The organism is Pseudomonas lundensis (assembly GCF_015377145.2).
Lineage (GTDB): Bacteria > Pseudomonadota > Gammaproteobacteria > Pseudomonadales > Pseudomonadaceae > Aquipseudomonas > Aquipseudomonas lundensis.
The window spans coordinates 169082-194939 of sequence record NZ_CP062158.2 but is presented as its reverse complement, the minus strand read 5'-3'; the positions used below and the strand labels follow the sequence as shown (position 1 = coordinate 194939).

Genomic DNA, 25858 nt, shown 5'->3' with positions numbered 1-25858 from the left:
TTCGATGAAACTCGCTATCAAGCTTCGAACACGCCTTTTTTTGAGCATTTCAGCGCTGATTACCGTGGCGCTGATGGGGTTGGTGCTCGGCGTGTTCGGCGTGATGCAAATGGCCAAAACCCAGGAAGCGTTGATCCGCAATAACTTCATCACCCTCGATCTGGGGCTCAAGCTGCGCCAGACCTTGGGGGATCAACTGATCCTGATGCTGCACAACACACCCGATGCGGCCGCACTCAAGGCCTCATCGGAGCAGTACCTCAAACTGCTCGACGAAGGCATCGAACACGAGCGCAAGCATAATTTGACCAGTGGGTTTGCCAAGGCGCGGGTCGATTATGTGAGCTTTCTGGAGGCGTTCAATCAGACGCATCGCCAGGGTCTTAACCTGAGCAACAACAATGACCTCACCAACCGCTTCAATGCGCTGCGCAACGGCCTGATTGACGAACACCGCAAGGCGCTCGAAACCATCAACACCGCACAGGCGCAGGCGCGTGAACGGGCCATGGTGATCGCCACGGTACTGGGGCTGGTGGGCGTTGCGGTGCTGATCATCGGCTTTATTACTGCCCACGGGATCGCCCGACGTTTTGGCGCGCCCATCGAGGCGCTGGCCAAAGCGGCCGACAACATCGGTAAAGGTAATTTCGAGGTGGTTTTGCCGCTGTCTTCCGCCACCGAGATGAACCTGCTGACGCGGCGTTTCGGCATCATGGCCGAAGCCTTGCGCCAGCATCAGGCAACCAACGTCGATGAACTGTTGGCCGGGCAACAACGGCTACAGGCAGTGCTCGACAGCATTGACGACGGGTTGTTGATGATCGATCAAGAGGGCCGTCTGGAACACCTGAACCCTGTCGCTCAGCGTCAGTTGGGCTGGGACGAAGGCCGTCTGGGCCAGCCGCTGGGCGAAGCCTTGCAGCGGCCGGAGCTGGATCAGCAACTGTTGACCGTATTACGCGGCGGCAGTCTGGAACGCTTGCCGGAAGACCTGAGCGTCGACATTGAGGGGGAAACACGCCTGCTGACGTACAGCCTGACCCCGGTCAGCCAACCCAAGGGCCCGATTCTGGGCGCGGTGATGGTGCTGCATGATGTGACCGAGCAGCGGGCGTTCGAGCGGGTTCGCAGCGAGTTTGTGTTGCGCGCCTCTCACGAGCTACGGACCCCGGTGACCGGCATGCACATGGCGTTCGGTTTGTTTCTGGAGCGTGCGCATTTCGATCCGCAATCACGTGAAGCGGACTTGCTGAACACGGTCAACGAAGAAATGCAGCGGCTGATGCAGCTTATAAACGATCTGCTGAACTTCTCCCGCTATCAGAACGGCATGCAAAAACTCACCTTGGCACCGTGCGACCTTCAGGAAATGCTGGAGCACGCGCAAGCCCGATTTGCTGACCGGGCCAACGCCAAAGATGTCGAGTTTGTGATCGACCTGCAGTCGCCACTACCGCGCCTCAATGCCGATCAGGCGCAATTGGAACGCGTGCTGGACAACCTGATAGACAACGCCTTGCGCCATACCCCTATTGGCGGGCAAATCCGCCTGCAAGCGCGGCGCCATGGAGAGCGGGTGATTATCAGCGTCGAAGACAATGGCGAAGGCATCGCCTACAGCCAGCAAGGCCGTATTTTCGAGCCCTTCGTGCAAGTCGGCCGTAAAAAAGGCGGCGCAGGGTTGGGGCTGGCGTTGTGCAAGGAGATTGTGCAGTTGCACGGCGGACGCATCGGCGTCTACTCGCGTCCTGGCCAAGGCACCCAGTTCTATATGGCGCTGCCGTTATAGGCGCGGCTTACACGTCGTCGTCAGCACGACGTGGGCCCAGCCGTCGGCCACCAGTGATGCGCTCCCGGAACTGGTGCGCATTCAGCGGTTTCTCAAACAGCCAGCCTTGCCCATAGACCACGCCCTCGCTGCGCAACAATTCAACCTGATAGTCATGCTCGATGCCTTCAGCGATCACCTTGAGGTTCAAGGCGTGAGCCATGCGGATGATGTGTGGCGCCACGCCGCTGCTGGCCGCGTCATAGCCCAGCGCATCAATGAATGCCTTGTCGATTTTCAGGCAGTCCACGGGCAAGGTTTGCAGGTACGCCAGGCTGCTGTAGCCGGTGCCAAAGTCATCAATCAGGATCGAATGCCCCTTGTCGCGCAAGGCTTGAAGCTTGAGGCGCGCGACTTCGACATCGATCATGCCGCGCTCGGTGACTTCAAACGCGATCTGGCTGGCCGCCACCTCGTGAATGGCCAACAGACGCGCCACCACCTTGCCAATGCGCGGCTCCATCACGTCACACGCGGACAAGTTAATAGAGACATATAGCTGCGGATTGGCGCGCAACACCGGCCCCAATTGCTCGAGGGTGCGCACCAAGACGAAATCGGTCAGTTGACGAATCTGCCCTGTGCTTTCTGCCAAGGGAATGAACAACTCGGGACTGGTCATGGTGCCATCTGCATGTCGCCAGCGAATCAACGCTTCAGCCCCTACAAACTGGCGGGTGTTGAGGTCGACAATCGGTTGATAGCGCACCTTGAATTCGCCCCGCCGCAGGGCACCCTGCAACTCACCGCCCAGTGACTGACGCTGACGGGCCAGGTGCAACACCAGCGCCCCCATGCACAGCGCAATCAGCAGGCTGCCGGGGAGCATCCACCACAGCTCTGCCAGATACGCCTTGGCCTCGGCACGCGGCAGGCTCAACACCAATTGATAGTCGGAACTGTCCGTAGGCAAGCGGTACAACATGCGGTAATCGGTGACCACCACTTCGCCGTCGTCCGGTGGCCAGCCTGCACTGGGCGGCCAATCCTGAGCCTGCCCCAACACAGGAAGCGCCCGTTTGCCCTCATCGACCACCACCAGCAGACTGCCGTCGGGGGGCAAATCCACCGCATCGCTCAAATGCCCGCGCGAGGTGGTGACTTCAAAATCGCCGCGGCCCAGCATCAACCCGGCAAGATTGTCGTCCGGTTCATTGGGGCTGGTGAGCCAGTAACGATAGACCGGGCCTTTTATGTCGGGCTCGCGGCCGGGTGAAGGGGTCAGACTCAGACGCGCAGGCCAGTTGGAGCAGATCTGGGAGCCATCATAGAAAATGGCTTCATAAATGAAGCGGTACTGAAAACTGACCTGCTGCAACTGGTCAATCATCAACGGGCCGCAATCGCGCAGCGGCTGATTGTTCAAATCATCCAACCCTTTGCGCAACTGGTTGAACAGTTGTTCGAGTCGTTCAAGCAACCGTTCGCCATGCACGCTCATTTGCTCGCGCTCGCGCATCTGAACTTGATGCATGGCAATCGGAACGCTCAGTGCCAGCAACAGGCTGGCACTGAGCAAGGTCGCCAGTATGGCCAGCGACCATGGACGGTAAAGAGCATTGCGCAGGCTTTTGGTAAAAGTCCGCAGCGTCACACGTCCTGAGGCCAATCCCTGCTCCTGATCTTATTGAGTGGTGTTCAGCACATTCAACATAGCTGCCGTTTCCGCGTCCGGGAGGCCGTCAAAGCGAGAAGGGCGGAAACGCATCTGGAACGCGGCCAAAACGTGTCGCGTCGCGACGTCCAGTTCACCTGTTTGCGGTGTTTCATAACCGAACAGGGCCAATTGTTGCTGAAACCAGGTGATGCTCGGCAGCTGTCGGTCATACACAGCCTGAGCGCGAGCAACCGCCTGGGCATTGGGCCAGACGCCGAAACCTGCGTCTGCCAGACGTTTCCAGGGGAACAGCGGACCGGGGTCGAGCTTGCGCGTCGGCGCAATATCGCTGTGACCGATGATGTTCTGCGGGTTGATTTTGTAGCGCGTGGAAATGTCCTTGAGCAGGGCGATCAGGGTCTGGATCTGACCTTCGGTATACGGGTACCAGACCCGACCTTGAGGCGTGTCGCGAAAGCCCTTGTTGACGATTTCGATACCGATGGAGCTGGAATTCAGCCAGGTGCGGCCTTTCCATTGGCTTTCGCCGGCGTGCCAGGCGCGCTGGTTTTCATCCACCAGTTTGTAGAGGGTCGGCGGGGTATCGCCAATCAGGTAGTGACTGCTCACCGGACCGTGGGTGAGCAACTCAAGCGAGCGCTCCAGCGAGGTCGATGTGTAATGCAGCACGATGAATTGCACACGGCTGTCGTAGTTGACCGAAGGATGGCTGGTGTCCATGCGCGGCCCGCTGGCACAACCGGCCAGCAGCAGGGCAGACAAAATCAGGGTGATTACTTTCATGGTTTAAGTTTTAGCGTTGGGGCAGACAGGCAACAGCATAACGTAAGGCAGGCGTTTAACCCTGCTCAATGGTGTTGCGGCCTGCCGCTTTGGCGCGATACAGCGCTTGATCCGCGCGTTTGAGGACCTGATCGCTGCGCTCGCCGGGCTTGAACGCGGCTAGGCCGATCGAAACCGTGACGGTCACAGGCTCGCCCTTAAAGTGAAACGGGCACGCCTCGATGGCAGCCCGCAGCGTGTTGGCCAGTTGCATCCCCACCGCCATGCTCGTCGCGGGCATCAGCATGACAAACTCTTCACCCCCAAAGCGCGCAATAAAGTCGTTAGGGCGCAGGCGTTTGCGCAACTGCGTGGCGATGATCTTCAAGACTTTGTCGCCCGCCAGATGACCATAACCATCGTTGATGCGTTTGAAATGATCCAGATCGAGCATGGCCACCAGCAGCATGTTGCCGTGTTGTTGCCATTGTTCGACCTCGTGGGCCAATCGCTCGCCCCACGCCGCCCGGTTGGGCAAGCCGGTTAACGGATCAATCAGGGCCTTTTGTCGCTGCTCTTCAAGGTGCTCGCGGTAGCCTTGGGCTTCCTGCTCCATATGCGCCACCCGCTCGGCCAAGCCTTGCAGGTGCGTGGCAACTTCCTGTTCGCGGGCATCGCGCTGTTGCTGATGTTGGTCCATGGTGCCCAGCAACGCTTCCAAGCGGCTTTCGAGAATGTGTTTAAGGCTGTTGAGGTCCGCGGCGTCTTGTACGCTGCTCTGCAGATCGTCGACGTGTTCGCGCAGTTGGGTGTGCATGTCATCGGCTGCGGTACGGCCTTCAGCATGGCCCGCACTCGCCGCCTGGAGATTGCCTTGAAAGGACTCCAAGCGCTCGTTGAGCTGCTTGAGGTAAGCCTCGAACTCATGTTGACCGCTGTCCGTAATGGCCAACATCAACACGGCAAGATCGTCGAGGATCGGCAGTAATTCGTACCAGTTCAGTCCTTTTTCGAGACGGCTGCGCATCGCTTCGGCTTGCGGGCGATGATGCTCCGGCAACGAAAGATCGCTCAACAAGCCCAGCAGGGTCGATTCAATGTGCGAAGCGACCGAGCTATAGGACGGCTCGGGCGTGTCGGGCAGTGCGTAAACCGGGTCTTCTTCGGCACTGAGCGGTTCAAGCGCGTCAGGCTCGGGTTCGGGTTCGGGGGCCAGCGATTCAGAAACGGGCGACACCCCGGCCTCGACCCGCTCGGCATCGGCCTGGGCGAGCACCGATTCCAGCGCGCCACTCGAGGCCTCATCTGCATCGGGTTCGGTAGCGTCAGGCACCTCCACCGCTGCGGCCTGCGCAACAGGCTCAAGGGGTGGCAGCGACAGGATTTCGACTTCAATGGGCGAGGGCTGAAGCGCCTCGGGCGCCTGTTGCGGTACCTCCGCGACTTCCTCGTCGGGTTGAGTCGCAGGCACAGGCTCGACAGCCAGCGCGGGCCGCACTGCAACCGGTTCAGCACTGATGGCCACCGGGTCTGGGTTGATGGGCTGCGGGCTCGAGGTTTCGAACTCCGGCGCAGCCTTTTCCGCGTCTGCGCTGCCAAACAAACGTTGCAGCAAGCCCGGCTTCTGCGGCTCTGCATCGTTGAGTTGAGGCGCAAGCGCCTGCCCCTGCAAGGCACTTAATTCGCCCAAAAGCAGCGGAATCTCACGCGCCTGTGTCACGCGGCTGTCGAGCTGCTTGGCAAAGGTCTTCAGGGGCTTTCGGACGTCCCTGGGCAAGGGCAGCGCCTGCAACTGATTGACCAGCGTATTGAGCGCAGTACTGATCTGTTCGACACGGGTTTCACGGCGCTGCTCGGAGTCGAGCACGGCCTTTTCAAGGCGTGGCATAAGGGCGGCCAGCGCCGCGTCCATCTCGTCCGTGCGCACCGCCTCGCGCATCTCTTTCATGCACTGGTCGACCGTACGGTCAGAACCTTCGGCGGCCAGCGTGCTGCGCACCAGCCCACGGCGCAGCAAGTCGAGCCGTGCGTTCCAGCGACGCTCGAGTTTTTCTTGGTGCTCGATGCTTTTAAGGTACTTCTCTTTCCAGCGCTTGGCGTCGTCGGCGGTCATGCAGGGGGCTCACTGGCGGGGGGACTCAACACGGGCAGTGAGTCGACACCCACCGAACCGGGCAAACGTATTTCAACCGCGACCGGTAAATGGTCTGAAATGGGTTGGTCCAGTACCTGAACCCGCTCCAGGGTCAGGGTTGGACTGAGCAAAATATGATCAAGGCAACGCTGCGGACGCCAACTGGGGAAGGTGGCTTCCATTTGCGGGGCCAGTAAGCCTAGATCGCGCAGTGGCGAAGTATGTAACAGATCACTGGCATGGGTGTTCATGTCCCCCATCAACACTTGGTGCTGATAGCCGCCAATCAGCTCGCGCACATACGCCAGTTGCAAGGTTCGGGTCTTGGTGCCCAACGCCAGGTGCATCATGACGACGACCAGAGCGTCCGCTCCTTCACCAAACCGCACCAGAATCGCGCCACGACCCGCAGGGCCGGGCAGGGGGTGGTCTTCAATCGCGGTAGGGCGCAAACGGCTGAGCACCCCGTTGCTGTGCTGGGCCAGGCGCCCGAGATTGCGATTGAGTTGTTGGTACCAGTAAGGGAATTCGCCCTGCTGGGCCAGGTACTTGACCTGATTGATGTAGCCGGAACGGTGGCTGCCGCCGTCCGCCTCTTGCAGCGCAACCAGATCGAAGTCGCTCAGCAGGTCGCCGATTCGATCCAGGTTGCCGGTGCGCCCCTTGTGCGGCAACACGTGCTGCCAACTGCGGGTCAGGTAATGACGATAACCCTGAGTGCTGTTGCCGACCTGAATATTGAAACTGAGCAGCCGCAAACGACGATCATCCGATAACCCGCGGGTTACCAGAGGGTCTTCATTGACCTGCGGCTCATGCAGGCCAACGATGCGTTCATTCTTCCAGCGCCGCACAGGAAAGGCCCCCCTTACTTCGCAGCCTCTGCACGCTCTTTGGCGATCAACTGATCGGCCACGTTCAAGGTTTGCTCAGCGCCACCTGAAGAACCCAGGTCAAAACGGTACTTGCCGTTGACGATCATGGTAGGCACACCGGAGATTTCATATTTTTTGGCAAGTTCTTTGGCTTTGTTGATCTGGCCCTTGATGGCGAACGAATGGAAGGTCGACAGGAACTTGTCTTTGTCTACGCCTTGAGTGGCCAGGAATTCAGCCATTTCATCAGGTTTGACCAGGCGCTTGCCTTCTTTTTGGATGGCGTTGAACACCGCATTGTGCACTTTATGCTCAACACCCATGGCTTCAAGGGTCATGAACATTTGCCCGTGAGCATCCCATGGGCCGCCGAACATGGCAGGAATACGCACAAAATTCACATCCGCAGGCAGCTTCTCGACCCATGGGTTAATCACTGGCTCGAACGAATAGCAATGCGGGCAGCCGTACCAGAACAACTCAACAACCTCGATCTTGCCAGGCTTAGCCACCGCAACAGGACTAGACAACTGAACGTATGTTTTACCCGCTTCGAGCGGTACGTCGGCAGCGTGGGCCGACATGCCAAACAGGCTGGCACTGACGAGAGCGGCGCTGAGGATCAGATTACGCATGCTTTACTCCTGGACAAATAAGGTCGCTGTCACGTGACCTGTATTCAGACAGGCCCGCGCAGTCTTGAGTTCGGTAGTGTAACGGCAGATGCCATAAAAAAGGGCAGCCAACGCTGCCCTTTTAAACTCACACTCAAGGATTAAACGATCGTTAACATGGCCAACGACTCACGCCTTGGCTCACCGACCGTAGCAACCTTAGTGCAGACCTTGAATGTAGCTGGCCAGGGCTTTGATGTCCTTGTTGCTCAGCTTGGCCGCGATACTGCGCATGACCATGGTGTCGCCGTCGTTTGTACGGTCGCCTTCACGGAAAGCGGTCAGTTGTTTCTCGATGTAGCCGGCATGTTGGCCACCCAGGTGCGGGAACCCGGCGGGTGCGTTGCCCTGACCGTCTGGCGAGTGGCAACCGGTGCAGGCTGGCAGGCCTTTCTCAACATTCCCACCACGGAACAATGCCTGGCCACGCTCGACCAGTTTTGCGTCAGCCGCGCCGACAGAGCCCTTCTGGCTGGAGAAATAAGCGGCAATGTCTGCAAGGTCCTGGTCACTCAGGTTGGTCAGCATGCCGGTCATTTCCAGCACCTCACGCTTGCCGTCCTTGATTTCGTGCAGCTGTTTGAGCAGGTATTTATTACCTTGCCCAGCCAGTTTTGGGAAGTTTGGCGCCATGCTATTGCCGTCGGGACCGTGACAAGCGCCACATACAGCGGTTTTTGCCTGACCGGCAGCAGCATCGCCCACAAGAGCAGTGCCTGCGGCCTGGGCAACACCGGTGACGCCCAAGGTCAACAGCAGACTCACGAGTAATTTGTTCATCAGCTAATCCAACTACGGCTAAGGGTTAAAGAGTTATGGGCCGGGCTCACTCATTCATCACACGATGATCATTGCGGTAAACCTCGACACTGCAGTCCATGCACAAACCACGCGGCGGCATCGCCTTGAAACCCTGGGTCACGTGCTGCACCAGCGTTTTCATACCCTGTTTGCTTCTAGTCTCAGGCTTTCCGACGACCGGTTTCGGGTCGGTTGGCGCGGGCCAGAACGTCAGGTCATACAAACGCGGTTGTACACGGCTTCCGGATCCTGTGTAGCCTGAGCGCTATTCGCGGCATCAAGACACCGACAGCCAGCAGTCATAAAACGACCTTTCAGGGTTGGGAGCTTGCTGCGTTCTAATGCGCAACCTAGGTCAATCGCTCCCGTGTACTTCATCCTACGCTGGGACAAAGCGCACACAAAATCTGCGGCATTATATACTGGCGTCACTGAAACGGAAACGACACTGCTCGCCGCGTCCATTCCTGACGCCGCTCACATCGGAAATCCCATGCAACTCAAGAACCCCATTCTCGGTCTGTGCCAACAGGCTAAATTCATGCTCAGCGCCGCCAAAGTCGATCAATGCCCTGACGATGAAGGCTTTGAAGTCGCTTTTGCCGGGCGTTCCAACGCCGGTAAATCCAGCGCTCTGAACACCCTGACACACGCCAGCCTGGCACGCACCTCCAAAACTCCGGGCCGTACCCAACTGCTGAACTTCTTCCAGCTCGACGAAGAACGGCGCCTGGTCGACTTGCCGGGTTACGGCTACGCCAAAGTGCCCATCCCGCTGAAACTTCACTGGCAGCGCCACCTGGAAGCCTACCTGGGCAGTCGTGAGAGCCTCAAAGGGCTGATTTTGATGATGGATATCCGTCATCCCATGACTGACTTCGACAAGTTGATGCTCGACTGGGCAGTGCAAAGCGGCATGCCGATGCACATCTTGCTGACCAAAGCCGACAAACTGACCTTCGGCGCCGCCAAGGGCGAGTTGTTGAAAGTGCAGTCACAAATCCGTAAAGGCTGGGGCGACGCGGTGACCATCCAAATGTTCTCGGCCCCCAAGCGCATGGGCCTGGAAGAGGCGTACACCGTGCTCGCAAACTGGATGGAACTGCCGAACAAAGGCGAAGAAGACGCGGGCGAGTAACAAATCGCAGGCAAAAAAAACCCCGGACTTCGTATGGGGAGGGGGAAGTTCGGGGTTCAAGTACTGAACCGCTAGGGCGGGGTTCAGAATTCTGCCAACACTTAACACAACATTAGGAGCATTGAAGGGCTTCACCACCCATTCAACAGATCTGAGTGGTGAAGGAGGATTTAGTTCCAGACGCCTAAAAACTCTTTGATCTAAGCAAATTCCCTTCAGAACTAATGGCAAATTGCCTGTGACGATCAGTCGCAGGCAATTCAGCGTTTTAGTGCGCCTCATCCCAGTTATTGCCGACGCCCACTTCCACCACCAGTGGCACATCCAGCGTGGCGGCGTCACTCATGTGTACGCGCAGCGCTTCGCTCACCTGTTCCACCAGGTCTTCGCGCACTTCCAGCACCAATTCATCGTGCACTTGCAGGATGACGCGCGCCTCAAGCCCCGAAGCGCTCAACCAGTTATCCACCGCCACCATGGCTTTCTTGATGATGTCAGCCGCCGTGCCTTGCATCGGTGCGTTGATCGCGGTGCGCTCGGCGCCTTTGCGCAAGGCCGGGTTCTTCGCATTGATCTCGGGCAAGTACAGGCGACGGCCGAAAATGGTCTCGACATACCCTTGCTCAGCCGCCTGCGTGCGCGTGCGCTCCATGTAGTCGAGTACGCCGGGGTAGCGTGCGAAATAACGGTCGATGTACGCCTGCGACTGCTTGCGGTCGACCCCGATTTGCTTGGCCAGACCGAAAGCGCTCATCCCGTAGATCAAACCAAAGTTGATCGCCTTGGCACTGCGTCGCTGGTCCATGGTGACATCGCTCAGCTCAACCCCGAACACTTCCGCCGCGGTCGCACTGTGTACGTCCAGATTATTGCGGAAGGCATGCAACAAGCCTTCGTCCTTGGCCAGATGCGCCATGATCCGCAGCTCGATTTGCGAGTAGTCCGCCGCCAGCAATTTGTAACCTGGTGGCGCGACGAATGCCTGACGAATCCGGCGGCCTTCCGCCGTCCGAATCGGGATGTTCTGCAGGTTCGGATCACTGGACGACAAACGGCCTGTCGCCGTGACCGCCTGGTGGTAGGACGTGTGAATCCGCCCCGTGCGCGGGTTGATCTGTTCAGGCAGGCGATCGGTGTAGGTGCTTTTCAGCTTGCTCATCGAACGGTACTGCATCAGCACTTTGGGCAGCGGGAAGTCTTGCTCGGCCAACTCGGCCAGAACGGCTTCAGCGGTTGAAGGCTGACCTTTGGCCGTCTTGCTGATAATGGGCAAGCCCAACTTTTCGTACAGGATCACGCCCAATTGCTTAGGGGAGCTGAGATTGAATTCTTCGCCCGCAATTTCAAACGCCTCACGCTCCAGCGCGACCATTTTGTCGCCCAGTTCAACGCTCTGCACACCCAACAGCTTGGCGTCCACCAAGGCACCTTGGCGCTCGATGCGCGCCAATACAGGCACAAGCGGCATCTCAATGTCGGTCAGCACGCTGTTGAGGCTCGGTATCGCCAGCAGTTTTTCATGCAGGACATTGTGCAAACGCAATGTCACATCGGCGTCTTCGGCGGCGTAAGGGCCAGCCTGTTCCAGCGAGATCTGGTCAAAGGTCAGCTGCTTGGCCCCTTTGCCGGCAATATCCTGAAAACTGGTGGTGCTGTGACCCAGATACTTGAGCGCCAGGCTGTCCATGTCGTGGCGAGTGGCCGTGGAGTCGAGCACGTAGGACTCCAGCATGGTGTCGAAAGCAATGCCTTGCACACTGATCCCACACGCCGGATCGCCGCCGATTGCGCAATTGGCGAGGATGTTCATGTCAAATTTGGCATGCTGCCCGACCTTGGCCTTGTTCGGGTCTTCGAGCAGCGGCTTAAGGGCGCGCAGCACGGTGTCACGGTCCAGTTGCTCAGGCACGCCCATGTAGGAATGCGTCAACGGAATGTAAGCCGCTTCACCCGGCTTGACTGCAAACGACAGACCCACCAACTGCGCTTGCTGAGCATCCAAACCGGTGGTTTCGGTATCAAATGCGATCAGTTTGGCGTCCTGTAACTTCTTCAGCCACACCTCAAAACGGGACTGATCGAGGATGGTTTCGTACTGCACCTCGGTATCGGCACTCTCGACAGGCGCTTCCTGGGCAATCACCTGACCCGCCCGCTTGGCTTCGCGCTCGACTTCAGCGATCCAGCTCTTGAACTCCAGCTCGGTGTACAACGCGATCAGCTTTTCGCAATCGGGCGCTTTGAGGTGCAGGTCTTCAAGGCCGATATCCAGCGGCACATCGATTTTGATCGTGGCCAATTGATACGACAAAAATGCCATTTCCCGGTGTTCTTCAAGCTTCGCGGGCAGGTTTTTGGCCCCACGAATGGGCAGCGTCGGGACGATGTCGAGTTTTTCGTACAAGTCGACCAGACCGCCGCCTACGCCAACCAGCAAGCCAGACGCCGTCTTCGGGCCAATGCCCGGAACACCCGGAATGTTGTCGGAGGAATCGCCCATCAGCGCCAGGTAGTCAATGATCTGCTCGGGCGAGACGCCAAACTTCTCTTTCACACCTTCAACGTCCAGCACGCTGCCGGTCATGGTGTTGACCAAAGTGATGTGACCGTCAACCAGTTGCGCCATGTCCTTGTCGCCGGTGGAGATCACCACCGGGCGGTCTGCGGCGGCGCTGCTGCGCGCCAGGGTGCCGATCACGTCGTCCGCTTCAACGCCTTCGACACACAGCAGGGGGAAGCCCAGCGCGATCACGCTTGCATGCAAGGGCTCGATTTGCACGCGCATGTCATCGGGCATGCTAGGTCGGTTGGCCTTGTATTCGGCGTACATGTCATCGCGAAATGTCCCGCCCTTGGCATCGAAAACAACCGCGAACGGACTGTCCGGATACTGCTTGCGCAGACTTTTCAGCATGTTCAACACGCCCTTCACGGCACCTGTCGGCAGGCCCTTGGACGTGGTCAGCGGCGGCAGCGCGTGGAAAGCGCGGTACAGATATGAAGAACCGTCCACCAGGACGAGGGGTGCTTGGCTCATGAGCAGGATCAACCTTTTCGGCGAGTCCGGCGCTAGAATGTCCGGACCAATGACGACAAAGGGACAAGGTTATCATGCGTACACTTAATCGCCTGTTGCTCACCGGCTTGATTGCAGCCATTCCGCTGGTAACCTTCGCGGCAGATGAGGCACCTTCCGCCGATCCGGAAGTCACCATTCGCACGGAAGGCGACAAAACTATCCAGGAATACCGTCAAAACGGCTTCCTGTACGCCATCAAGGTCACCCCAAAAGGGGGCAAACCGTACTTTCTGGTACGCGCTGATGGTTCAGAAGGCAATTACATCCGTTCCGACCAGCCGGATATGCTGATTCCATCGTGGAAAATTTTCGAATGGAAATAGCGTCTTAACTTTAATCGGCGCCGCACCCTCGCGGCGCCCGTACTGGCAGTTTTAACCATGTCTGTTTTCACGCAACTGGCTCGTCCCGAGCTGGAAACCTTTCTTGCACCTTATGGGCTCGGCCGTTTGCTCGACTTCCAGGGGATCGCCGCTGGTAGCGAAAACACCAATTACTTCATCAGCCTGGAGAAGGGCGAATACGTTCTGACCCTGGTTGAACGCGGTCCTGTTGACGAAATGCCGTTCTTCATTCAATTGCTGGACGTGCTGCATGACGCCGACTTGCCGGTGCCTTACGCCTTGCGCACGCTGGACGGCCAGGCCTTACGTGAACTCAAAGGCAAACCGGCGCTCCTGCAACCGCGCCTGGCGGGCAAGCACATTCGCGAAGCCAATGCTCAGCACTGCACACAAGTCGGCGAGCTGCTGGGCCATTTGCATGTGGCGACCCGCGACAAGCTGCTTGAGCGCAAGACAGACCGCGGTCTGGACTGGATGCTGGCCGAAGGCCCCGCGCTGAAAAAGGACCTGACCGCTGAAGCGGCCCGGCTGCTGCAACTCGCACTCGATGAGATCAGCGAACGCAAAGCGCAGATTCTGGCGCTGCCACGGGCCAACCTGCACGGCGACCTGTTCCGCGACAACGCGATGTTCGAAGGCACGCACCTGACCGGCCTGATCGACTTCTACAACGCCTGTTCCGGGCCGATGCTGTACGACGTGGCCATTGCACTGAACGACTGGTGTGCAGACGAAGCAGGCCACCTGGACGCTCCCCGTGCCCGCGCCTTGCTGGGTGCCTACGCAGCATTGCGCCCGTTCACCGCCAGCGAAGCCGAGTTATGGCCCACCCTGCTGCGCGTTGCCTGTGTGCGTTTCTGGCTATCGCGCCTGATTGCAGCACAAACGTTCGCAGGCCAGGACGTACTGATTCACGACCCGGCCGAGTTCGAACGACTGTTGGCCGTTCATCAAAACGTCAGTATTCAATTGCCGTTCGCGCTGTAACGCACACGGCCACACAGTGCGATTGAGGGGCAGGGCTGCGATCACCGTGATAGCGCAGCCCGCCCCTCAGCGGCGCCAAGTTACAAATTCTCCAGACACCCCGCCAGGTCGTTGCCCAGTTTCTCCAGCAACTGCTCATAGCCTTGAGCCGTCGCCGGGGTGTAGCCCCCCAACGCATCCAGCTCCGCCAAGGTCACGGGCATCCCGGCCGTCAGCGTTTGCGCCAGGCGCGGACGCAGCGGCGGCTCGCTGAACACGCAGGTTTTGCCCACTGCCTGCAATTGCTTGCGCATGGCGGCCACATGCTGAGCGCCCGGCTGGACTTCCGATGCCACGCTGAATACGCCCGCATGCTTGAGGCCGTAAGCGCTCTCGAAGTAGTCGTAAGCCTCGTGAAACACAAAGAACGGTTTGTCGGCCACGCCTGCCAGACGCGCCTTGAGCCGCGCATCAAGTGCGTCCAGGCGTTCGTTGAAGGCCTTCAGGTTGCGCTGATACGTCGCCGCATTGGCCGGGTCTTTCTCACTCAGGTCAGCCGCCATTTTGGCTGCGATAACCCGTGCATTCGCAGGCGCCAGCCACAGGTGAGCATCCAGCGTGCCAGGGCGATGATCGTGATCGTGTTCGGCAGCATCCTCAGAGTGGGAATGGCTGTCCTCGGTAAAGTGGCGCAGCGTCAGGCCAGGCAAGGTCTGTACCGAGACCGACGGAGCCGTGCGCCCCGTCAGCACGCGCGGCAGGAACCCTTCCATGTCCGGGCCGATCCAGTACAGCAGGTCGGCCGATTGCACACGCCGTACGTCGGATGGCCGAAGCGCGAAGCTGTGCGGCGATGCGTTGGGTGGCAGCAACACATCTGGCTTACCGACGCCGTCCTGCACCGCCGCAGCGATCAGCTGCAAAGGCTTGATGCTGGTCAGCACGTTAACGTCCGCTTGAGCAGGGCCAATCACCAACAAACTGGCGCTGAAAGCAATAAAAATCGAAAAAAGACGGGGCACGATGAGCACTCAGGGTGGTTGAAACGGGTAACATAATAACGTCTCTCTCAGAAATCGTCGCCGCCCATGCCTATTACACCGCTTGCCAGCCGCCCTCACGACCACTCCCATTGCGTCCACAGCGCCCTAAGCGAGGCCGATACCTTGTGCGCGCAAAAGGGCCTGCGCCTGACCGCATTGCGCAAGCGGGTGCTGGAGCTGGTCTGGCAGAGCCATAAACCGCTGGGCGCCTACGACATCCTGGCCGTGCTCAGTGAACAGGACGGCCGCCGCGCCGCGCCCCCGACCGTGTACCGGGCACTCGACTTTCTACTGGAAAACGGCCTGGTGCACCGCATCTCGTCACTGAATGCCTTTGTGGGGTGCAGCCACCCCGAGCACCCGCATCAGGGGCAGTTCCTGATTTGCCGCACCTGCCACGCCGCCATTGAACTGGAGCAAAAATCCATCAGCGACGCGATTATCAGCAGCGCACACGATGTCGGCTTTACTGTCGAAGGCCAGACGGTCGAAGTCGTCGGCTTGTGCGCAGGCTGCCGGGAGGCTTGATGAGCGCTGCATTGATTCGCCTTGAACACGTCACCGTGACCTACTCGGGGCAAAACGTGCTCGACAACATCGAGCTGAGCGTCGAGCCGGGCCAGATCGTGACCCTGATCGGGCCCAATGGCGCGGGTAAAACCACACTGGTCAAAGCCGTACTGGGCCTGATAAAGCCGACGAGCGGCAGTGTGTGGCGCAAACCCAAACTGCGCGTGGGCTACATGCCCCAAAAACTGCACGTCGATCCGACGCTTCCGTTGTCAGTGCTGCGTTTTTTGCGCCTGGTACCGGGGGTTGACCGGGCTCAGGCGCTCGAAGCCCTGAAAGAAGTGGGCGCAGAAAAGGTCATCGACAGCCCGGTGCAGAGCGTGTCCGGGGGCGAAATGCAACGCGTGCTGCTGGCCCGCGCCTTGCTGCGCAAGCCTCAACTGCTGGTGCTCGACGAACCGGTGCAAGGCGTGGACGTCGCCGGTCAGTCCGAGCTGTACGCCCTGATTACCCGCCTGCGCGACCGTCATGGTTGCGGTGTGTTGATGGTGTCCCACGACCTGCACCTGGTGATGAGCACCACTGACCAGGTGGTGTGCCTGAACCGTCATGTCTGCTGCTCAGGCCACCCGGAACAGGTCAGCGGCGACCCCGCTTTCGTCGAGCTGTTCGGCAAAAACGCACAAAGCCTGGCGATTTATCACCACCATCACGACCATGCCCATGACTTGCATGGTTCGGTGGTCAACGCAGACGCCCAAAGCACACACCCCCACGTTCATGGAGAAGGCTGCAAGCATGGCTGATTTTCTGTTTTACGCCCTGCTGGCAGGCTTGGCTTTGGCGATGGTAGCAGGGCCTTTAGGCTCTTTTGTGGTGTGGCGGCGCATGGCCTATTTTGGCGATACGCTGTCCCACGCGGCCTTGTTGGGCGTAGCGCTGGGTTTCTTGCTGGACATCAGCCCGGCCATTGCCGTGACGGTCGGTTGCCTGTTGCTGGCCATCCTCTTGGTAACCTTGCAACAACGACAACCACTGGCTTCAGACACGCTTCTGGGAATTCTCGCACCCAGCACCTTGTCCCTCGGCCTGGTCGTACTAAGCTTCATGCATGAAGTGCGAATCGACCTGATGGCCTACCTGTTCGGTGACCTGCTGGCGATCAGCCCGACCGACCTGATGTGGATCGTGGGCGGTAGCGCTGTGGTACTGGCGCTATTGGTCGCATTGTGGCGGCCGTTGCTGGCGATTACAGTGCACGAAGAGCTGGCCATGGTCGAAGGCTTGCCCGTCGCCGCATTGCGCATGACCTTGATGCTGTTGATTGCTGTCGTGATTGCCGTGGCAATGAAAATTGTCGGGGTGCTGTTGATTACATCGCTGCTGATCATCCCGGCAGCGGCGGCTCAACGCCATGCCCGTTCCCCTGAGCAAATGGCCCTCGGGGCCAGCGTTCTGGGGATGATGGCCGTGTGTGGTGGCCTTGCGCTGTCATGGTTCAAGGACACACCGGCTGGCCCTTCGATTGTGGTCTGTGCCGCTGCACTGTTTCTGCTGAGTTTTGTTCTGCCCCGTCGAGGGGTGTAGACTTGCTCGTTTTTTGCGCACTTAGAGAGCCGCAGGAATGAAGCTGTTCAATTACCGTTATGTGCTTCTGGTCGCATTTTCCGTGCTGCTGGGCGCCTGCCAAAGCACACCGTCTGCCGACCAGCTCGCGCAGCAGCAACGTGCTGCAGCCATCGCTCAGCTGGAGCAAAACCTGGCCAGCAGTGAACTGGCGACCGCCGAAGACGAACTGGCGGCCCTGCAAGCGCAAACCCCGGACGACCCCCAGTGGGTGCAGTACCAGCGCCAACTGGCCGAAGCCTACCTGCAACGCAGTCAAATCTACCTGCAAAAGGGTGATGTGAATGCGGCTGCCACGGCCCTGAGCCGCGCCCGCACCCTGATGCCCAAAGCGCCTGCGCTGACCAGCGGCGTCAACAGCGCCATTGCCCATGCACGCAAAGCCGAACTGGACAAGGCAGAAGCCGCCCTTAAAGCGGCTGAAAAACGGCCACCGGCCAAGGTCATCGACCCGGCAGCAGAGAGCACCACCGTTGCGCTGAACATCACCGACATCAAGAAACTTCGCCATCAACTGGACCTGATCGCGCAGGACATCGTCAATTATCAGTGCGCCGTGACGTTACAAGTGCCGCGCACCGCCGATTACCCATGGCTGGCGACCCTGATCACCAAACGCGTTAAAAAGCTCAACCCCGGCTTCGACTTCAAACTTGATCGCCACATCGTGCGCCACGTCCCGGCGCAAATGGTGCTGATTCCAAGCAAGCCTTAACCGACAGGCTCCAGACGTAAAAAAACGCGCTTGCAGGCTCTGCAAGCGCGTTTTTTTTCAGGCTCACCTTATGCCGGGATTGCTTTGGCCTTCGGCTCGCGCGCCCAGACACGATGCTGGCCAATGGCAGCAAAGAACGCCTTGAAGTCCTTGGCATCCTTGAGCACCAACAGCCCCTCATCCGCCTGCAAATGCAGCACATCCAGCAACTGCTTGGCTTCGCCGTGCAGCGCAATCGCTTTCAGGTGTTTGTAGGCTTCCAGTACGTAATGCAACGCTACGCCATCGCCGCTGAGCGCTTTGATCGATGCTGCGCCGCCCGGCACGTAAACCGCGTCGAACACCACCGAGGGCATGCCTTCCATCGACGCATCCACTGGCAACGCCTTGCCATCCGCTGTTTTCACAGGCGCTGAAGTCGGCCCCAGCAGCTTGGCATGCGCGCCTTCAGCCGCCAGCGCCTGCTTAAGTGCATCAATAGCGGCACCATCGACGCCGTTGGCAGCCAAAATCGCCACTTTGCGGGTTTTGATATTGCCTGGCAGCAGGTTGGCCTGGCTTAGCGCAGGGGACTGGCTAACCGTGGTTTTGCGAGCCTCCACCGTGCCGGCTTTAGGCGCTGGCAGACCGAGGTTTTCAGCCACACGCTTGGCCAGTTCAAGATCAATGTTGGCCAAAATCTCGTTTACCTGACGCGCGCGGATGTGTTCGCGCTCCACCTTGCCCAGCTCAAAGCTATACGCCGCAATGATGTGCTCTTGCTCGTGCTTGCTCATGCTGTGGAAAAACAGCCGTGCCTGGGAGAAGTGGTCGCTGAACGACTCACTGCGCTGGCGAATCTTGTTCGCATCAATGCGCTCAGGGTAGCTTTCAAAACCGCCATCCTGTGCCGCTGGAGGGGTTTCTTTCGGCCAGCCACCATCAATCGAGTTAGGCTCGTAAGACGCCCGACCTTTATGAATGGTGCTGCGGTGCTGTGCATCGCGCTGGTTGTTATGGAACGGCGCGACCGGGCGGTTGATCGGGATCTCATGGAAGTTCGGCCCGCCCAGACGGCTGATCTGCGTATCGGTGTACGAGAACAGACGACCTTGCAGCAACGGGTCATTCGAGAAATCGATACCGGGCACGATATGACCGGGGCAGAACGCAACCTGCTCGGTCTCGGCAAAGAAGTTATCCGGGTTACGGTTGAGCACCATTTTGCCCAGAGGCGTGATCGGCACCAGCTCTTCCGGGATCAATTTGGTCGGATCAAGGATGTCGAACTCGAATTTGTGCTCGTCTTCTTCAGCAATGATTTGAACGCCCAGCTCCCACTCCGGGTAATCGCCGACTTCAATCGACTCCCACAGATCACGGCGATGGAAGTCGGTGTCTTTACCGGCGAGTTTTTGCGCTTCGTCCCACACCAGTGAGCAGGTGCCAGCACTTGGGCGCCAATGGAATTTGACGAAGTTGGATTTACCTTCGGCGTTGACCAGCCGGAAGGTATGCACGCCAAAACCTTGCATGCTGCGCAGGCTTTTCGGAATGGCACGGTCAGACATCGCCCAGATAACCATGTGCGCGGACTCGGGCACCAGTGAAACAAAATCCCAGAACGTGTCGTGGGCTGAACCGCCGGTAGGAATTTCGTTATGCGGCTCAGGTTTTACCGCGTGTACGAAGTCAGGAAATTTGATGGCGTCCTGAATGAAAAAAACCGGCATGTTGTTGCCGACCAGATCGAAGTTGCCTTCATCGGTAAAAAATTTCACGGCAAAGCCGCGAACGTCGCGCACCGTATCACCCGACCCGCGAGGTCCTTGTACCGTGGAAAAACGCACAAATACGGGGGTTTTCTTGCTCGGGTCTTGCAGGAAACCCGCCTTGGTCAGGGCGGTGTGGGCTTCGTACGTCTGAAAGTAACCATGGGCGCCGGTGCCCCGGGCGTGGACGATACGTTCTGGAATGCGTTCGTGGTCAAAATGCGTGATCTTCTCGCGCATGATGAAGTCTTCAAGCAACGAAGGGCCTCGGGCGCCGGCTTTCAAGGTGTTTTGATTGTCTGAAATCTTCACCCCTTGATTGGTGCGCAACGCCTGATCGGTGGCGTCATCCCTGAAGCGTTCCAGGCTGTCCAGTTTGACGTTCGTGTTGCCACGATCCAAGGTGTCGGTTCCGGCCATCTGGCTCTTGTTCGAAGACGGTTTTTTGGTACTCATCAGACTTCACTCCTTGTAGGCAAAAGCCCCATGGGCCGGGCTTTGTAGACAAATCTCCCGAAACGGGATGTGAGTTGCTTCAGGGTCTGTTCCCGTTTGATCGCCGCCGCTTTCATTGAAACGTGAACAGACCCTAGTACTGACTTGTCACCCTTAGCGGCGTTCCTTTTTTCTGACCTTTGATCGTCTTATTGCCAAATCGATGGTTGGAGCGCAAATAAATGCTAAGAACCTCTATACGGACAGGCTAAAATGCGCGCCCGGCTAACCGCTGATCTTATTTTTTCGCGCCCCACAAGGTTCGCTACGTGATTGAGTTCCATAACGTTCATAAAACTTACCGGGTCGCCGGTAAGGACATTCCCGCGCTGCACTCCACCAGTTTGCGTGTCGAGAGCGGCCAGGTATTTGGTCTGATTGGCCATTCCGGCGCGGGTAAAAGTACATTGCTGCGCCTGATTAACCGCCTCGAAACACCGAGCGGCGGGCAGATCATCGTCGACAACGAAGACGTCACGGCGATGGACGGCAACGGCCTGCGCCGTTTCCGTCAACAAGTCGGCATGATCTTTCAGCACTTCAACCTGCTGGCCTCCAAGACCGTGGCGGACAACGTCGCGCTGCCTCTGACGCTGGCCGGTGAATTGTCCCGCAACGAAATCGACAAACGCGTCGCTGAACTGCTGGCACGGGTAGGCTTGTCCGACCACGCCAAAAAGTACCCGGCGCAACTGTCAGGCGGCCAGAAACAGCGCGTGGGTATCGCCCGCGCCTTGTCCACCCAGCCAAAAGTGTTGCTCTGCGACGAGGCCACCAGTGCCCTCGACCCGCAAACCACGGCTTCGGTGTTGCAGCTACTGGCCGAAATCAACCGTGAGCTGAAGCTGACCATCGTGCTGATTACCCACGAAATGGACGTTATCCGTCGCGTGTGTGACGTGGTGGCGGTCATGGATGCGGGCAAGATCGTCGAGCAAGGCCCTGTGGCCGACGTGTTCTTGCACCCCAAGCACCCGACGACCAAACGCTTCGTGCAGGAAGACGAGCAGATCGACGAAAGCGAACAGCGTGACGACTTCGCTCACGTGCCAGGCCGTATCGTGCGCCTGACGTTCCAGGGCGAATCCACCTACGCGCCATTGCTGGGCACCATCGCCCGTGAAACCGGGGTGGACTACAGCATCCTGGCCGGTCGTATCGACCGCATCAAAGACACCCCTTATGGGCAACTGACCCTCGCCATCACCGGTGGCGACATGGAAGCTGCTTTCGCGCGCTTCACCGCCGCAGACGTACATATGGAGGTGCTGCGCTAATGGAAACCCTCTTGAGCTTCTTTTCCAACATCGACTGGTACGAAATCTGGTTGGCCTCCATCGACACCCTGATCATGCTCGGCGGTTCGCTGCTGTTTACGGTGTTGCTCGGTTTGCCGCTGGGCATTCTGTTGTTCCTGTGCAGCCCGCGCCAACTGCTGGAACAGAAAGCCCTGTATTCGGCCCTGTCGTTCGTGGTGAACATTCTGCGTTCGCTACCGTTCATCATCCTGCTGGTCGTGATGATCCCGTTCACGGTCCTGATTACCGGCACCTCGCTGGGCGTCGCCGGTGCGATTCCGCCGTTGGTCGTGGGGGCCACGCCGTTCTTTGCGCGCCTGGTCGAAACGGCGTTTCGGGAAGTGGACCGCGGCATCATCGAAGCCACTCAGGCAATGGGCGCCAACACGCGTCAGATCATTACCAGTGCGTTGTTGCCTGAAGCACGTCCCGGCATCTTTGCGGCAATTACGGTGACAGCCATTACGCTGGTCGGCTACACCGCCATGGCGGGTGTGGTTGGCGCGGGCGGTCTGGGCGACCTGGCCATCCGCTTTGGTTATCAGCGCTTCCAGCCTGACGTGATGATCGTGACAGTGGTGCTGTTGCTGATTCTGGTGCAAATTCTGCAAACCGTTGGCGATCGGCTGGTGGTGCACTTTTCGCGCAAGTGAGCGCGACCCTCGTTAATCAACGTAACCGCCAGCCTACGGGCTGGCAGGCGCCTGAAGTCAGGTGTTCACAAGGAGTTGCTGGATGAAGAAGTTATTTGCTGCGGTCGCCGCTGTTGCGGCATTTTCAGCCCACGCGGGCGATCTGACGGTGGCGGCTACCCCGGTGCCGCACGCCGAAATCCTTGAATTCGTGAAGCCAGCCTTGGCCAAAGAAGGCGTCAACCTCAAGGTCAAGGTGTTCACCGACTACATCCAGCCCAACGTGCAAGTTGCCGAAAAGCGCCTGGATGCCAACTTCTTCCAGCACCAGCCCTACCTGGATGAGTTCAACAAGGCCAAGGGCACCCACCTGGTCAGCGTGGCCAACGTTCACCTTGAGCCGCTGGGCGCTTACTCGTCCAAGTACAAAAAGCTTGAAGAACTGCCCAATGGCGCAACCGTGGTGATCCCCAACGACGCCACCAACGGCGGCCGTGCCCTGTTGCTGCTGGACAAGGCAGGCGTGATCAAGCTCAAAGACTCGACCAACATTCTCTCGACGCCTAAAGACGTTATTGAGAACAACAAGGACCTGAAATTCCGTGAACTGGAAGCGGCCACCATTCCGCGTGTGCTCACCCAGGTAGACCTGGCGCTGATCAACACCAACTACGCGCTGGAAGCCAAGTTGAACCCGGAAAAAGACGCACTGGTGATCGAAGGCAGCGACTCGCCTTACGTGAACATTCTGGTGGCTCGCCCGGACGACAAAGATTCGGCTGATATGAAGAAACTGGTTGATGCGCTGCACACGCCGCAAGTGAAAGCGTTCATCAATGAGAAGTACAAAGGCGCCATCGTTCCGGCGTTCTAATGCCTCAGACCCTCGCCTGATCGCTGCCGCAGGCTGTGAGCTTTGATCCGCAAGCTCGCAGCCTGTGCCCGCAGCAACCGCTTTGCCTTATTTCCTTTCGATCAAACCCGGCAACTGGGCAACCATTTTCTGGTTGTTGAACGGTGCGCGGATGAAACCCCGCTGAGTGCCGTCCGGGCCAATCAGCGCCAGATTGCCACTGTGGTCGACCGTGTAGTTGGGTTTGCTGGTATCCGCCGGAATGAACGGAATACTCACCGCATTGGCCAGGGTTTGCAGCTCTTCAATCGAGCCGGGCGTCAGGCCCACGAACTGCGGATCGAAGTAACCCAGGTACTGCTTGAGCTGCTGCGGCGTATCACGGTTCGGATCGACGCTGACCAGCACGATTTTCAGTTTGTCTTGCGCGGCTTTCGGCAGCTCACTTTTGATCTGACGCAGCTGGGCCAGGGTGGTCGGGCAAATATCGGGGCAGAAGGTGTAACCGAAGAACAACAAGCTCCACGTGTCGGTCAGTTCATTCATCTGCACCGGCTGACCGTCCTGATTGGTCATCTTGATGGCCGGTAACGGACGGCTCTGCGGCAGCAGAATGATGCCCGCATCGATCAGCGCCGTATTGTCGCTCTGGCTTTTGCCGGACATGATTTTGTTAAACGTCAGGCCCATGACCAATGCCACCAGCGCAACGAGGATGTAGACGGTTTTTTGAGTTTTAGTCATAGGTTCAACACTGAGTAATGGTCGACAAGCAGCGCGATGAACAACGCGAACAGGTAGTAAATAGAGTACTTGAAGGTGTTGATCGCGGCGTGCGGCAGGGTGCCACGGTACAGCACCCACGCCCAATACAGAAAGCGTGCGCCCAACCCTAACGCACACACCAGATAGAGCAAGCCGCTCATGCGAATCACAAACGGCAGCAAGCTCACGGCCAGCAGCACACAGGTGTAAAGCAGGATGTGCAACTTGGTGTACTGCTCACCATGGGTCACGGGCAGCATGGGAATGTCGGCTTTCGCGTACTCAGTTTTGCGATGGATCGCCAGCGCCCAAAAGTGCGGCGGGGTCCAGGCGAAGATAATCAGCACCAACAGCAGCGGTTCGGCAGTCACATGCCCGGTCACGCAGACCCAGCCCAACAGCGGCGGCGCAGCCCCGGCCAGCCCGCCGATCACGATGTTCTGCGGCGTGGCGCGCTTGAGAAAACCCGTGTAAATCACTGCATACCCCAACAACGACGCCAGGGTCAGCCAGGCCGCCAGTGCATGGGTGAACACCCATAACACCCCCAACCCCGACGCGGACAACAACAGGGCGAACGCCAGCGCAGAACCCGCTGAAATCCGGCCCTCGGCCAACGGACGCTTTTGGGTACGCGCCATCAGCGCATCAATGCGCCGGTCCACCACATGATTGACCGCCGCAGCGCCTGCGGCACACAAACCAATGCCCAGATTGCCAAAGACCAGCACCGTCCACGGCACACCTGCGCGCGTGGCGAGGAACATGCCCACCAACGAGGTGATGAGCATCAACATCACCACCTTGGGTTTAGTCAGCTCCAGGTAGTCGCGCCAGGACGCCGGACGTGAACGCTCAACGGTCAAGGTCGCCATGGCAGTTCTCCTTTAAGCATGATCGGGCCGGGCACCGGTGGCCGAGGGCTGAAACGCCAGCGGGCAAGACGCGGTACCTTGACCCTGACCAGGGCCGTACGTGCGTGGTAGTTGACCAGCACCAGCGTCAACAACAGGGCCGCGCCGCCAGCGTTATGCGCCACGGCAACTGCCAGGGGCAGGCCGAACAGCACGTTGCTGATCCCCAGACTCACTTGCAGGCCCAGCGCCAACATCAGTAACCCCGCCAGCCGCGTCATGCCCACCCGCCGCAGCTGCCAGGCCAGCCCCAACAACACCACCGTGAGCACCAGCGCGCCCAAACGGTGGGTGAGATGAATCGCGGTGCGCGCGTCGCTGTCCAGTTGGCCGCCCAGATAGTTCGGCCCTATGTGTTGCGTCAGATGAAAACCGTTGGCGAAATCGGCCGACGGCCACCATTGACCGTGGCACGTCGGCAGGTCGACACACGCCACGGCGGCGTAATTAGAACTGACCCAGCCGCCCAGCGCGATTTGCCCAATCGCCAACACCAGCCCGGCAGTCGCCCAACGTTGTAAACGGCGGGGCACGGCAAGCGCTGGCAGCACGCCCGATAAACGCAGGGTCAGCAAAAACAGCAAACTCAAGGTCGCGAAACCACCCAGCAAATGCCCGGTCACCACCTGCGGCCAGAGTTTGAGCGTGACGGTCCACATGCCAAAGGCCGCCTGCGCCAGCACCACCAACAAAATGAACAACGGCAATTTGAGTGGCTGGCCGGGCAGTGTGCGCTGGCGCCAGGCCCGCGCCGCCAACAGCACAATCACCAGCGCCAGGGTGCCTGCGAAATAGCGATGCACCATCTCGCTCCGGCCTTTTTCGACGTGTACCGGGGTGTCGGGAAAGTGCCGTTGCGCATGCGCCAGCTGTGCATCGGTTTTGGGCACGCTGATGAAGCCATAGCAGCCGGGCCAGTCCGGGCAACCCAGCCCGGCGTGGGTCAAACGCGTGTAGGCACCGAGTAACACCACCACCAGTGCCAGCACGGTGGCAAGTAATGCGAGACGAAATCCGGCTTTGGCCATGACGGT

23 protein-coding genes and 1 pseudogene are annotated in these 25858 nt (G+C 58.9%); 11 read left to right on the top strand and 13 right to left on the bottom strand.

Going from position 1 to position 25858, the window contains the following annotated elements:
* Positions 1 to 4: 4 nt before the first annotated feature.
* A complete protein-coding gene (locus tag IF654_RS01145; RefSeq protein WP_094987307.1) occupies positions 5 to 1792 on the top strand; it encodes an ATP-binding protein in 1788 nt (595 codons plus the stop codon).
* Positions 1793 to 1799: 7 nt separating this feature from the next.
* Here the strand turns inward: IF654_RS01145 and IF654_RS01140 are convergent, their stop codons facing one another.
* The 7 genes and pseudogenes from IF654_RS01140 to IF654_RS01110 form a co-directional block, all read right to left on the bottom strand.
* On the bottom strand, positions 1800 to 3440 hold the full coding sequence (locus tag IF654_RS01140) for an EAL domain-containing protein (protein WP_418889548.1): 1641 nt from the start codon (positions 3438 to 3440) through the stop codon (positions 1800 to 1802).
* A 15-nt stretch (positions 3441 to 3455) separates the two neighbouring features.
* The gene (locus tag IF654_RS01135; protein ID WP_047283278.1) at positions 3456 to 4232 is read right to left on the bottom strand and encodes an N-acetylmuramoyl-L-alanine amidase; all 777 of its coding nucleotides are present in this window, start codon (positions 4230 to 4232) and stop codon (positions 3456 to 3458) included.
* Positions 4233 to 4287: 55 nt separating this feature from the next.
* Positions 4288 to 6324 carry a GGDEF domain-containing protein gene (locus tag IF654_RS01130; protein ID WP_094987309.1) on the bottom strand — a complete coding sequence of 679 codons (2037 nt, stop codon included), beginning with the start codon at positions 6322 to 6324 and terminating at the stop codon, positions 4288 to 4290.
* On the bottom strand, positions 6321 to 7199 hold the full coding sequence (locus IF654_RS01125) for an endonuclease/exonuclease/phosphatase family protein (protein WP_047278645.1): 879 nt from the start codon (positions 7197 to 7199) through the stop codon (positions 6321 to 6323). The genes IF654_RS01130 and IF654_RS01125 overlap by 4 nt, the downstream gene beginning before the upstream one ends.
* 14 nt (positions 7200 to 7213) lie before the next feature.
* Positions 7214 to 7855, bottom strand: coding sequence for a thiol:disulfide interchange protein DsbA/DsbL (locus IF654_RS01120; RefSeq protein WP_083333111.1), 642 nt, complete (start codon positions 7853 to 7855; stop codon positions 7214 to 7216).
* A 198-nt stretch (positions 7856 to 8053) separates the two neighbouring features.
* On the bottom strand, positions 8054 to 8674 hold the full coding sequence (locus tag IF654_RS01115) for a c-type cytochrome (RefSeq protein WP_047281532.1): 621 nt from the start codon (positions 8672 to 8674) through the stop codon (positions 8054 to 8056).
* Positions 8675 to 8720: 46 nt separating this feature from the next.
* Positions 8721 to 8973: pseudogene (locus tag IF654_RS01110) on the bottom strand (c-type cytochrome).
* Between the two features lie 215 nt (positions 8974 to 9188).
* Here IF654_RS01110 and yihA point away from each other — a divergent pair.
* Entirely contained in the window at positions 9189 to 9833 is a 645-nt protein-coding gene (yihA, locus tag IF654_RS01105; protein WP_047278652.1) for a ribosome biogenesis GTP-binding protein YihA/YsxC, read from the top strand.
* Positions 9834 to 10101: 268 nt separating this feature from the next.
* On the opposite strand, the gene polA is transcribed toward yihA, so the two are convergent.
* Positions 10102 to 12870, bottom strand: a complete 2769-nt coding sequence (polA, locus tag IF654_RS01100; protein ID WP_094987310.1) for a DNA polymerase I — start codon at positions 12868 to 12870, stop codon at positions 10102 to 10104.
* A gap of 74 nt (positions 12871 to 12944) precedes the next feature.
* Between polA and IF654_RS01095 the strand changes: the two genes are divergently transcribed.
* Positions 12945 to 13235 (top strand): DUF2782 domain-containing protein, encoded by a 291-nt coding sequence (locus IF654_RS01095; protein WP_047278657.1) that lies wholly within the window; start codon positions 12945 to 12947, stop codon positions 13233 to 13235.
* A gap of 57 nt (positions 13236 to 13292) precedes the next feature.
* Positions 13293 to 14243 carry a homoserine kinase gene (locus tag IF654_RS01090; protein WP_047278660.1) on the top strand — a complete coding sequence of 317 codons (951 nt, stop codon included), beginning with the start codon at positions 13293 to 13295 and terminating at the stop codon, positions 14241 to 14243.
* Positions 14244 to 14323: 80 nt separating this feature from the next.
* On the opposite strand, the gene IF654_RS01085 is transcribed toward IF654_RS01090, so the two are convergent.
* Positions 14324 to 15244, bottom strand: a complete 921-nt coding sequence (locus tag IF654_RS01085; protein WP_047278662.1) for a zinc ABC transporter substrate-binding protein ZnuA — start codon at positions 15242 to 15244, stop codon at positions 14324 to 14326.
* Positions 15245 to 15310: 66 nt separating this feature from the next.
* Here IF654_RS01085 and IF654_RS01080 point away from each other — a divergent pair, with 66 nt between their 5' ends.
* Genes IF654_RS01080 through IF654_RS01065 form a run of 4 tightly spaced genes read left to right on the top strand, consistent with a single transcriptional unit; the run spans position 15311 to position 18116 of the window.
* Positions 15311 to 15793, top strand: a complete 483-nt coding sequence (locus tag IF654_RS01080) for a Fur family transcriptional regulator (RefSeq protein WP_047278664.1) — start codon at positions 15311 to 15313, stop codon at positions 15791 to 15793.
* A complete protein-coding gene (znuC, locus tag IF654_RS01075; RefSeq protein WP_047278667.1) occupies positions 15793 to 16581 on the top strand; it encodes a zinc ABC transporter ATP-binding protein ZnuC in 789 nt (262 codons plus the stop codon). Before IF654_RS01080 ends, znuC begins: the two co-directional genes overlap by 1 nt.
* Entirely contained in the window at positions 16574 to 17362 is a 789-nt protein-coding gene (gene znuB, locus IF654_RS01070; RefSeq protein ID WP_047281535.1) for a zinc ABC transporter permease subunit ZnuB, read from the top strand. The genes znuC and znuB overlap by 8 nt, the downstream gene beginning before the upstream one ends.
* 37 nt (positions 17363 to 17399) lie before the next feature.
* A complete protein-coding gene (locus IF654_RS01065) occupies positions 17400 to 18116 on the top strand; it encodes a PA5502 family lipoprotein (protein WP_047278671.1) in 717 nt (238 codons plus the stop codon).
* 68 nt (positions 18117 to 18184) lie between these two features.
* Here IF654_RS01065 and katE read toward each other — a convergent pair whose 3' ends face one another.
* Positions 18185 to 20323: a catalase HPII gene (gene katE / locus IF654_RS01060; RefSeq protein ID WP_047283283.1), complete on the bottom strand. Its 2139-nt coding sequence runs from the start codon at positions 20321 to 20323 to the stop codon at positions 18185 to 18187.
* Between the two features lie 308 nt (positions 20324 to 20631).
* Between katE and IF654_RS01055 the strand changes: the two genes are divergently transcribed.
* From IF654_RS01055 to IF654_RS01045, 3 genes are all read left to right on the top strand, one after another.
* Positions 20632 to 21639: a methionine ABC transporter ATP-binding protein gene (locus tag IF654_RS01055; RefSeq protein WP_047278675.1), complete on the top strand. Its 1008-nt coding sequence runs from the start codon at positions 20632 to 20634 to the stop codon at positions 21637 to 21639.
* Positions 21639 to 22313 (top strand): methionine ABC transporter permease, encoded by a 675-nt coding sequence (locus tag IF654_RS01050; protein WP_047278677.1) that lies wholly within the window; start codon positions 21639 to 21641, stop codon positions 22311 to 22313. Before IF654_RS01055 ends, IF654_RS01050 begins: the two co-directional genes overlap by 1 nt.
* An 82-nt stretch (positions 22314 to 22395) precedes the next feature.
* On the top strand, positions 22396 to 23166 hold the full coding sequence (locus IF654_RS01045; protein WP_047283285.1) for a MetQ/NlpA family ABC transporter substrate-binding protein: 771 nt from the start codon (positions 22396 to 22398) through the stop codon (positions 23164 to 23166).
* An 87-nt stretch (positions 23167 to 23253) separates the two neighbouring features.
* On the opposite strand, the gene IF654_RS01040 is transcribed toward IF654_RS01045, so the two are convergent.
* The 3 genes from IF654_RS01040 to IF654_RS01030 are packed head-to-tail and all read right to left on the bottom strand — an operon-like array spanning position 23254 to position 25852.
* Entirely contained in the window at positions 23254 to 23889 is a 636-nt protein-coding gene (locus IF654_RS01040; RefSeq protein WP_047278681.1) for an SCO family protein, read from the bottom strand.
* Complete coding sequence (gene cyoE, locus IF654_RS01035) at positions 23886 to 24785, bottom strand: heme o synthase (protein ID WP_083333117.1); 900 nt, start codon at positions 24783 to 24785, stop codon at positions 23886 to 23888. The genes IF654_RS01040 and cyoE overlap by 4 nt, the downstream gene beginning before the upstream one ends.
* Positions 24773 to 25852, bottom strand: coding sequence for a COX15/CtaA family protein (locus IF654_RS01030; RefSeq protein WP_194862832.1), 1080 nt, complete (start codon positions 25850 to 25852; stop codon positions 24773 to 24775). The genes cyoE and IF654_RS01030 overlap by 13 nt, the downstream gene beginning before the upstream one ends.
* Positions 25853 to 25858: the final 6 nt, after the last annotated feature.

Excerpts from the sequence above, each read along its gene's own strand:
- IF654_RS01065 (WP_047278671.1), top strand. The coding sequence starts at position 17,400 with ATGAAGCTGTTCAATTACCGTTATGTGCTTCTGGTCGCATTTTCCGTG.
- IF654_RS01095 (WP_047278657.1), top strand. The coding sequence starts at position 12,945 with ATGCGTACACTTAATCGCCTGTTGCTCACCGGCTTGATTGCAGCCATT.
- IF654_RS01090 (WP_047278660.1), top strand. The coding sequence starts at position 13,293 with ATGTCTGTTTTCACGCAACTGGCTCGTCCCGAGCTGGAAACCTTTCTT.
- IF654_RS01080 (WP_047278664.1), top strand. The coding sequence starts at position 15,311 with ATGCCTATTACACCGCTTGCCAGCCGCCCTCACGACCACTCCCATTGC.
- polA (WP_094987310.1), bottom strand. The coding sequence starts at position 12,870 with ATGAGCCAAGCACCCCTCGTCCTGGTGGACGGTTCTTCATATCTGTAC.
- IF654_RS01120 (WP_083333111.1), bottom strand. The coding sequence starts at position 7,855 with ATGCGTAATCTGATCCTCAGCGCCGCTCTCGTCAGTGCCAGCCTGTTT.
- IF654_RS01030 (WP_194862832.1), bottom strand. The coding sequence starts at position 25,852 with ATGGCCAAAGCCGGATTTCGTCTCGCATTACTTGCCACCGTGCTGGCA.
- IF654_RS01045 (WP_047283285.1), top strand. The coding sequence starts at position 22,396 with ATGAAGAAGTTATTTGCTGCGGTCGCCGCTGTTGCGGCATTTTCAGCC.
- cyoE (WP_083333117.1), bottom strand. The coding sequence starts at position 24,785 with ATGGCGACCTTGACCGTTGAGCGTTCACGTCCGGCGTCCTGGCGCGAC.
- IF654_RS01130 (WP_094987309.1), bottom strand. The coding sequence starts at position 6,324 with ATGACCGCCGACGACGCCAAGCGCTGGAAAGAGAAGTACCTTAAAAGC.
- yihA (WP_047278652.1), top strand. The coding sequence starts at position 9,189 with ATGCAACTCAAGAACCCCATTCTCGGTCTGTGCCAACAGGCTAAATTC.
- IF654_RS01115 (WP_047281532.1), bottom strand. The coding sequence starts at position 8,674 with ATGAACAAATTACTCGTGAGTCTGCTGTTGACCTTGGGCGTCACCGGT.
- IF654_RS01135 (WP_047283278.1), bottom strand. The coding sequence starts at position 4,232 with ATGAAAGTAATCACCCTGATTTTGTCTGCCCTGCTGCTGGCCGGTTGT.
- IF654_RS01145 (WP_094987307.1), top strand. The coding sequence starts at position 5 with ATGAAACTCGCTATCAAGCTTCGAACACGCCTTTTTTTGAGCATTTCA.
- znuC (WP_047278667.1), top strand. The coding sequence starts at position 15,793 with ATGAGCGCTGCATTGATTCGCCTTGAACACGTCACCGTGACCTACTCG.
- znuB (WP_047281535.1), top strand. The coding sequence starts at position 16,574 with ATGGCTGATTTTCTGTTTTACGCCCTGCTGGCAGGCTTGGCTTTGGCG.
- IF654_RS01040 (WP_047278681.1), bottom strand. The coding sequence starts at position 23,889 with ATGACTAAAACTCAAAAAACCGTCTACATCCTCGTTGCGCTGGTGGCA.
- katE (WP_047283283.1), bottom strand. The coding sequence starts at position 20,323 with ATGAGTACCAAAAAACCGTCTTCGAACAAGAGCCAGATGGCCGGAACC.
- IF654_RS01050 (WP_047278677.1), top strand. The coding sequence starts at position 21,639 with ATGGAAACCCTCTTGAGCTTCTTTTCCAACATCGACTGGTACGAAATC.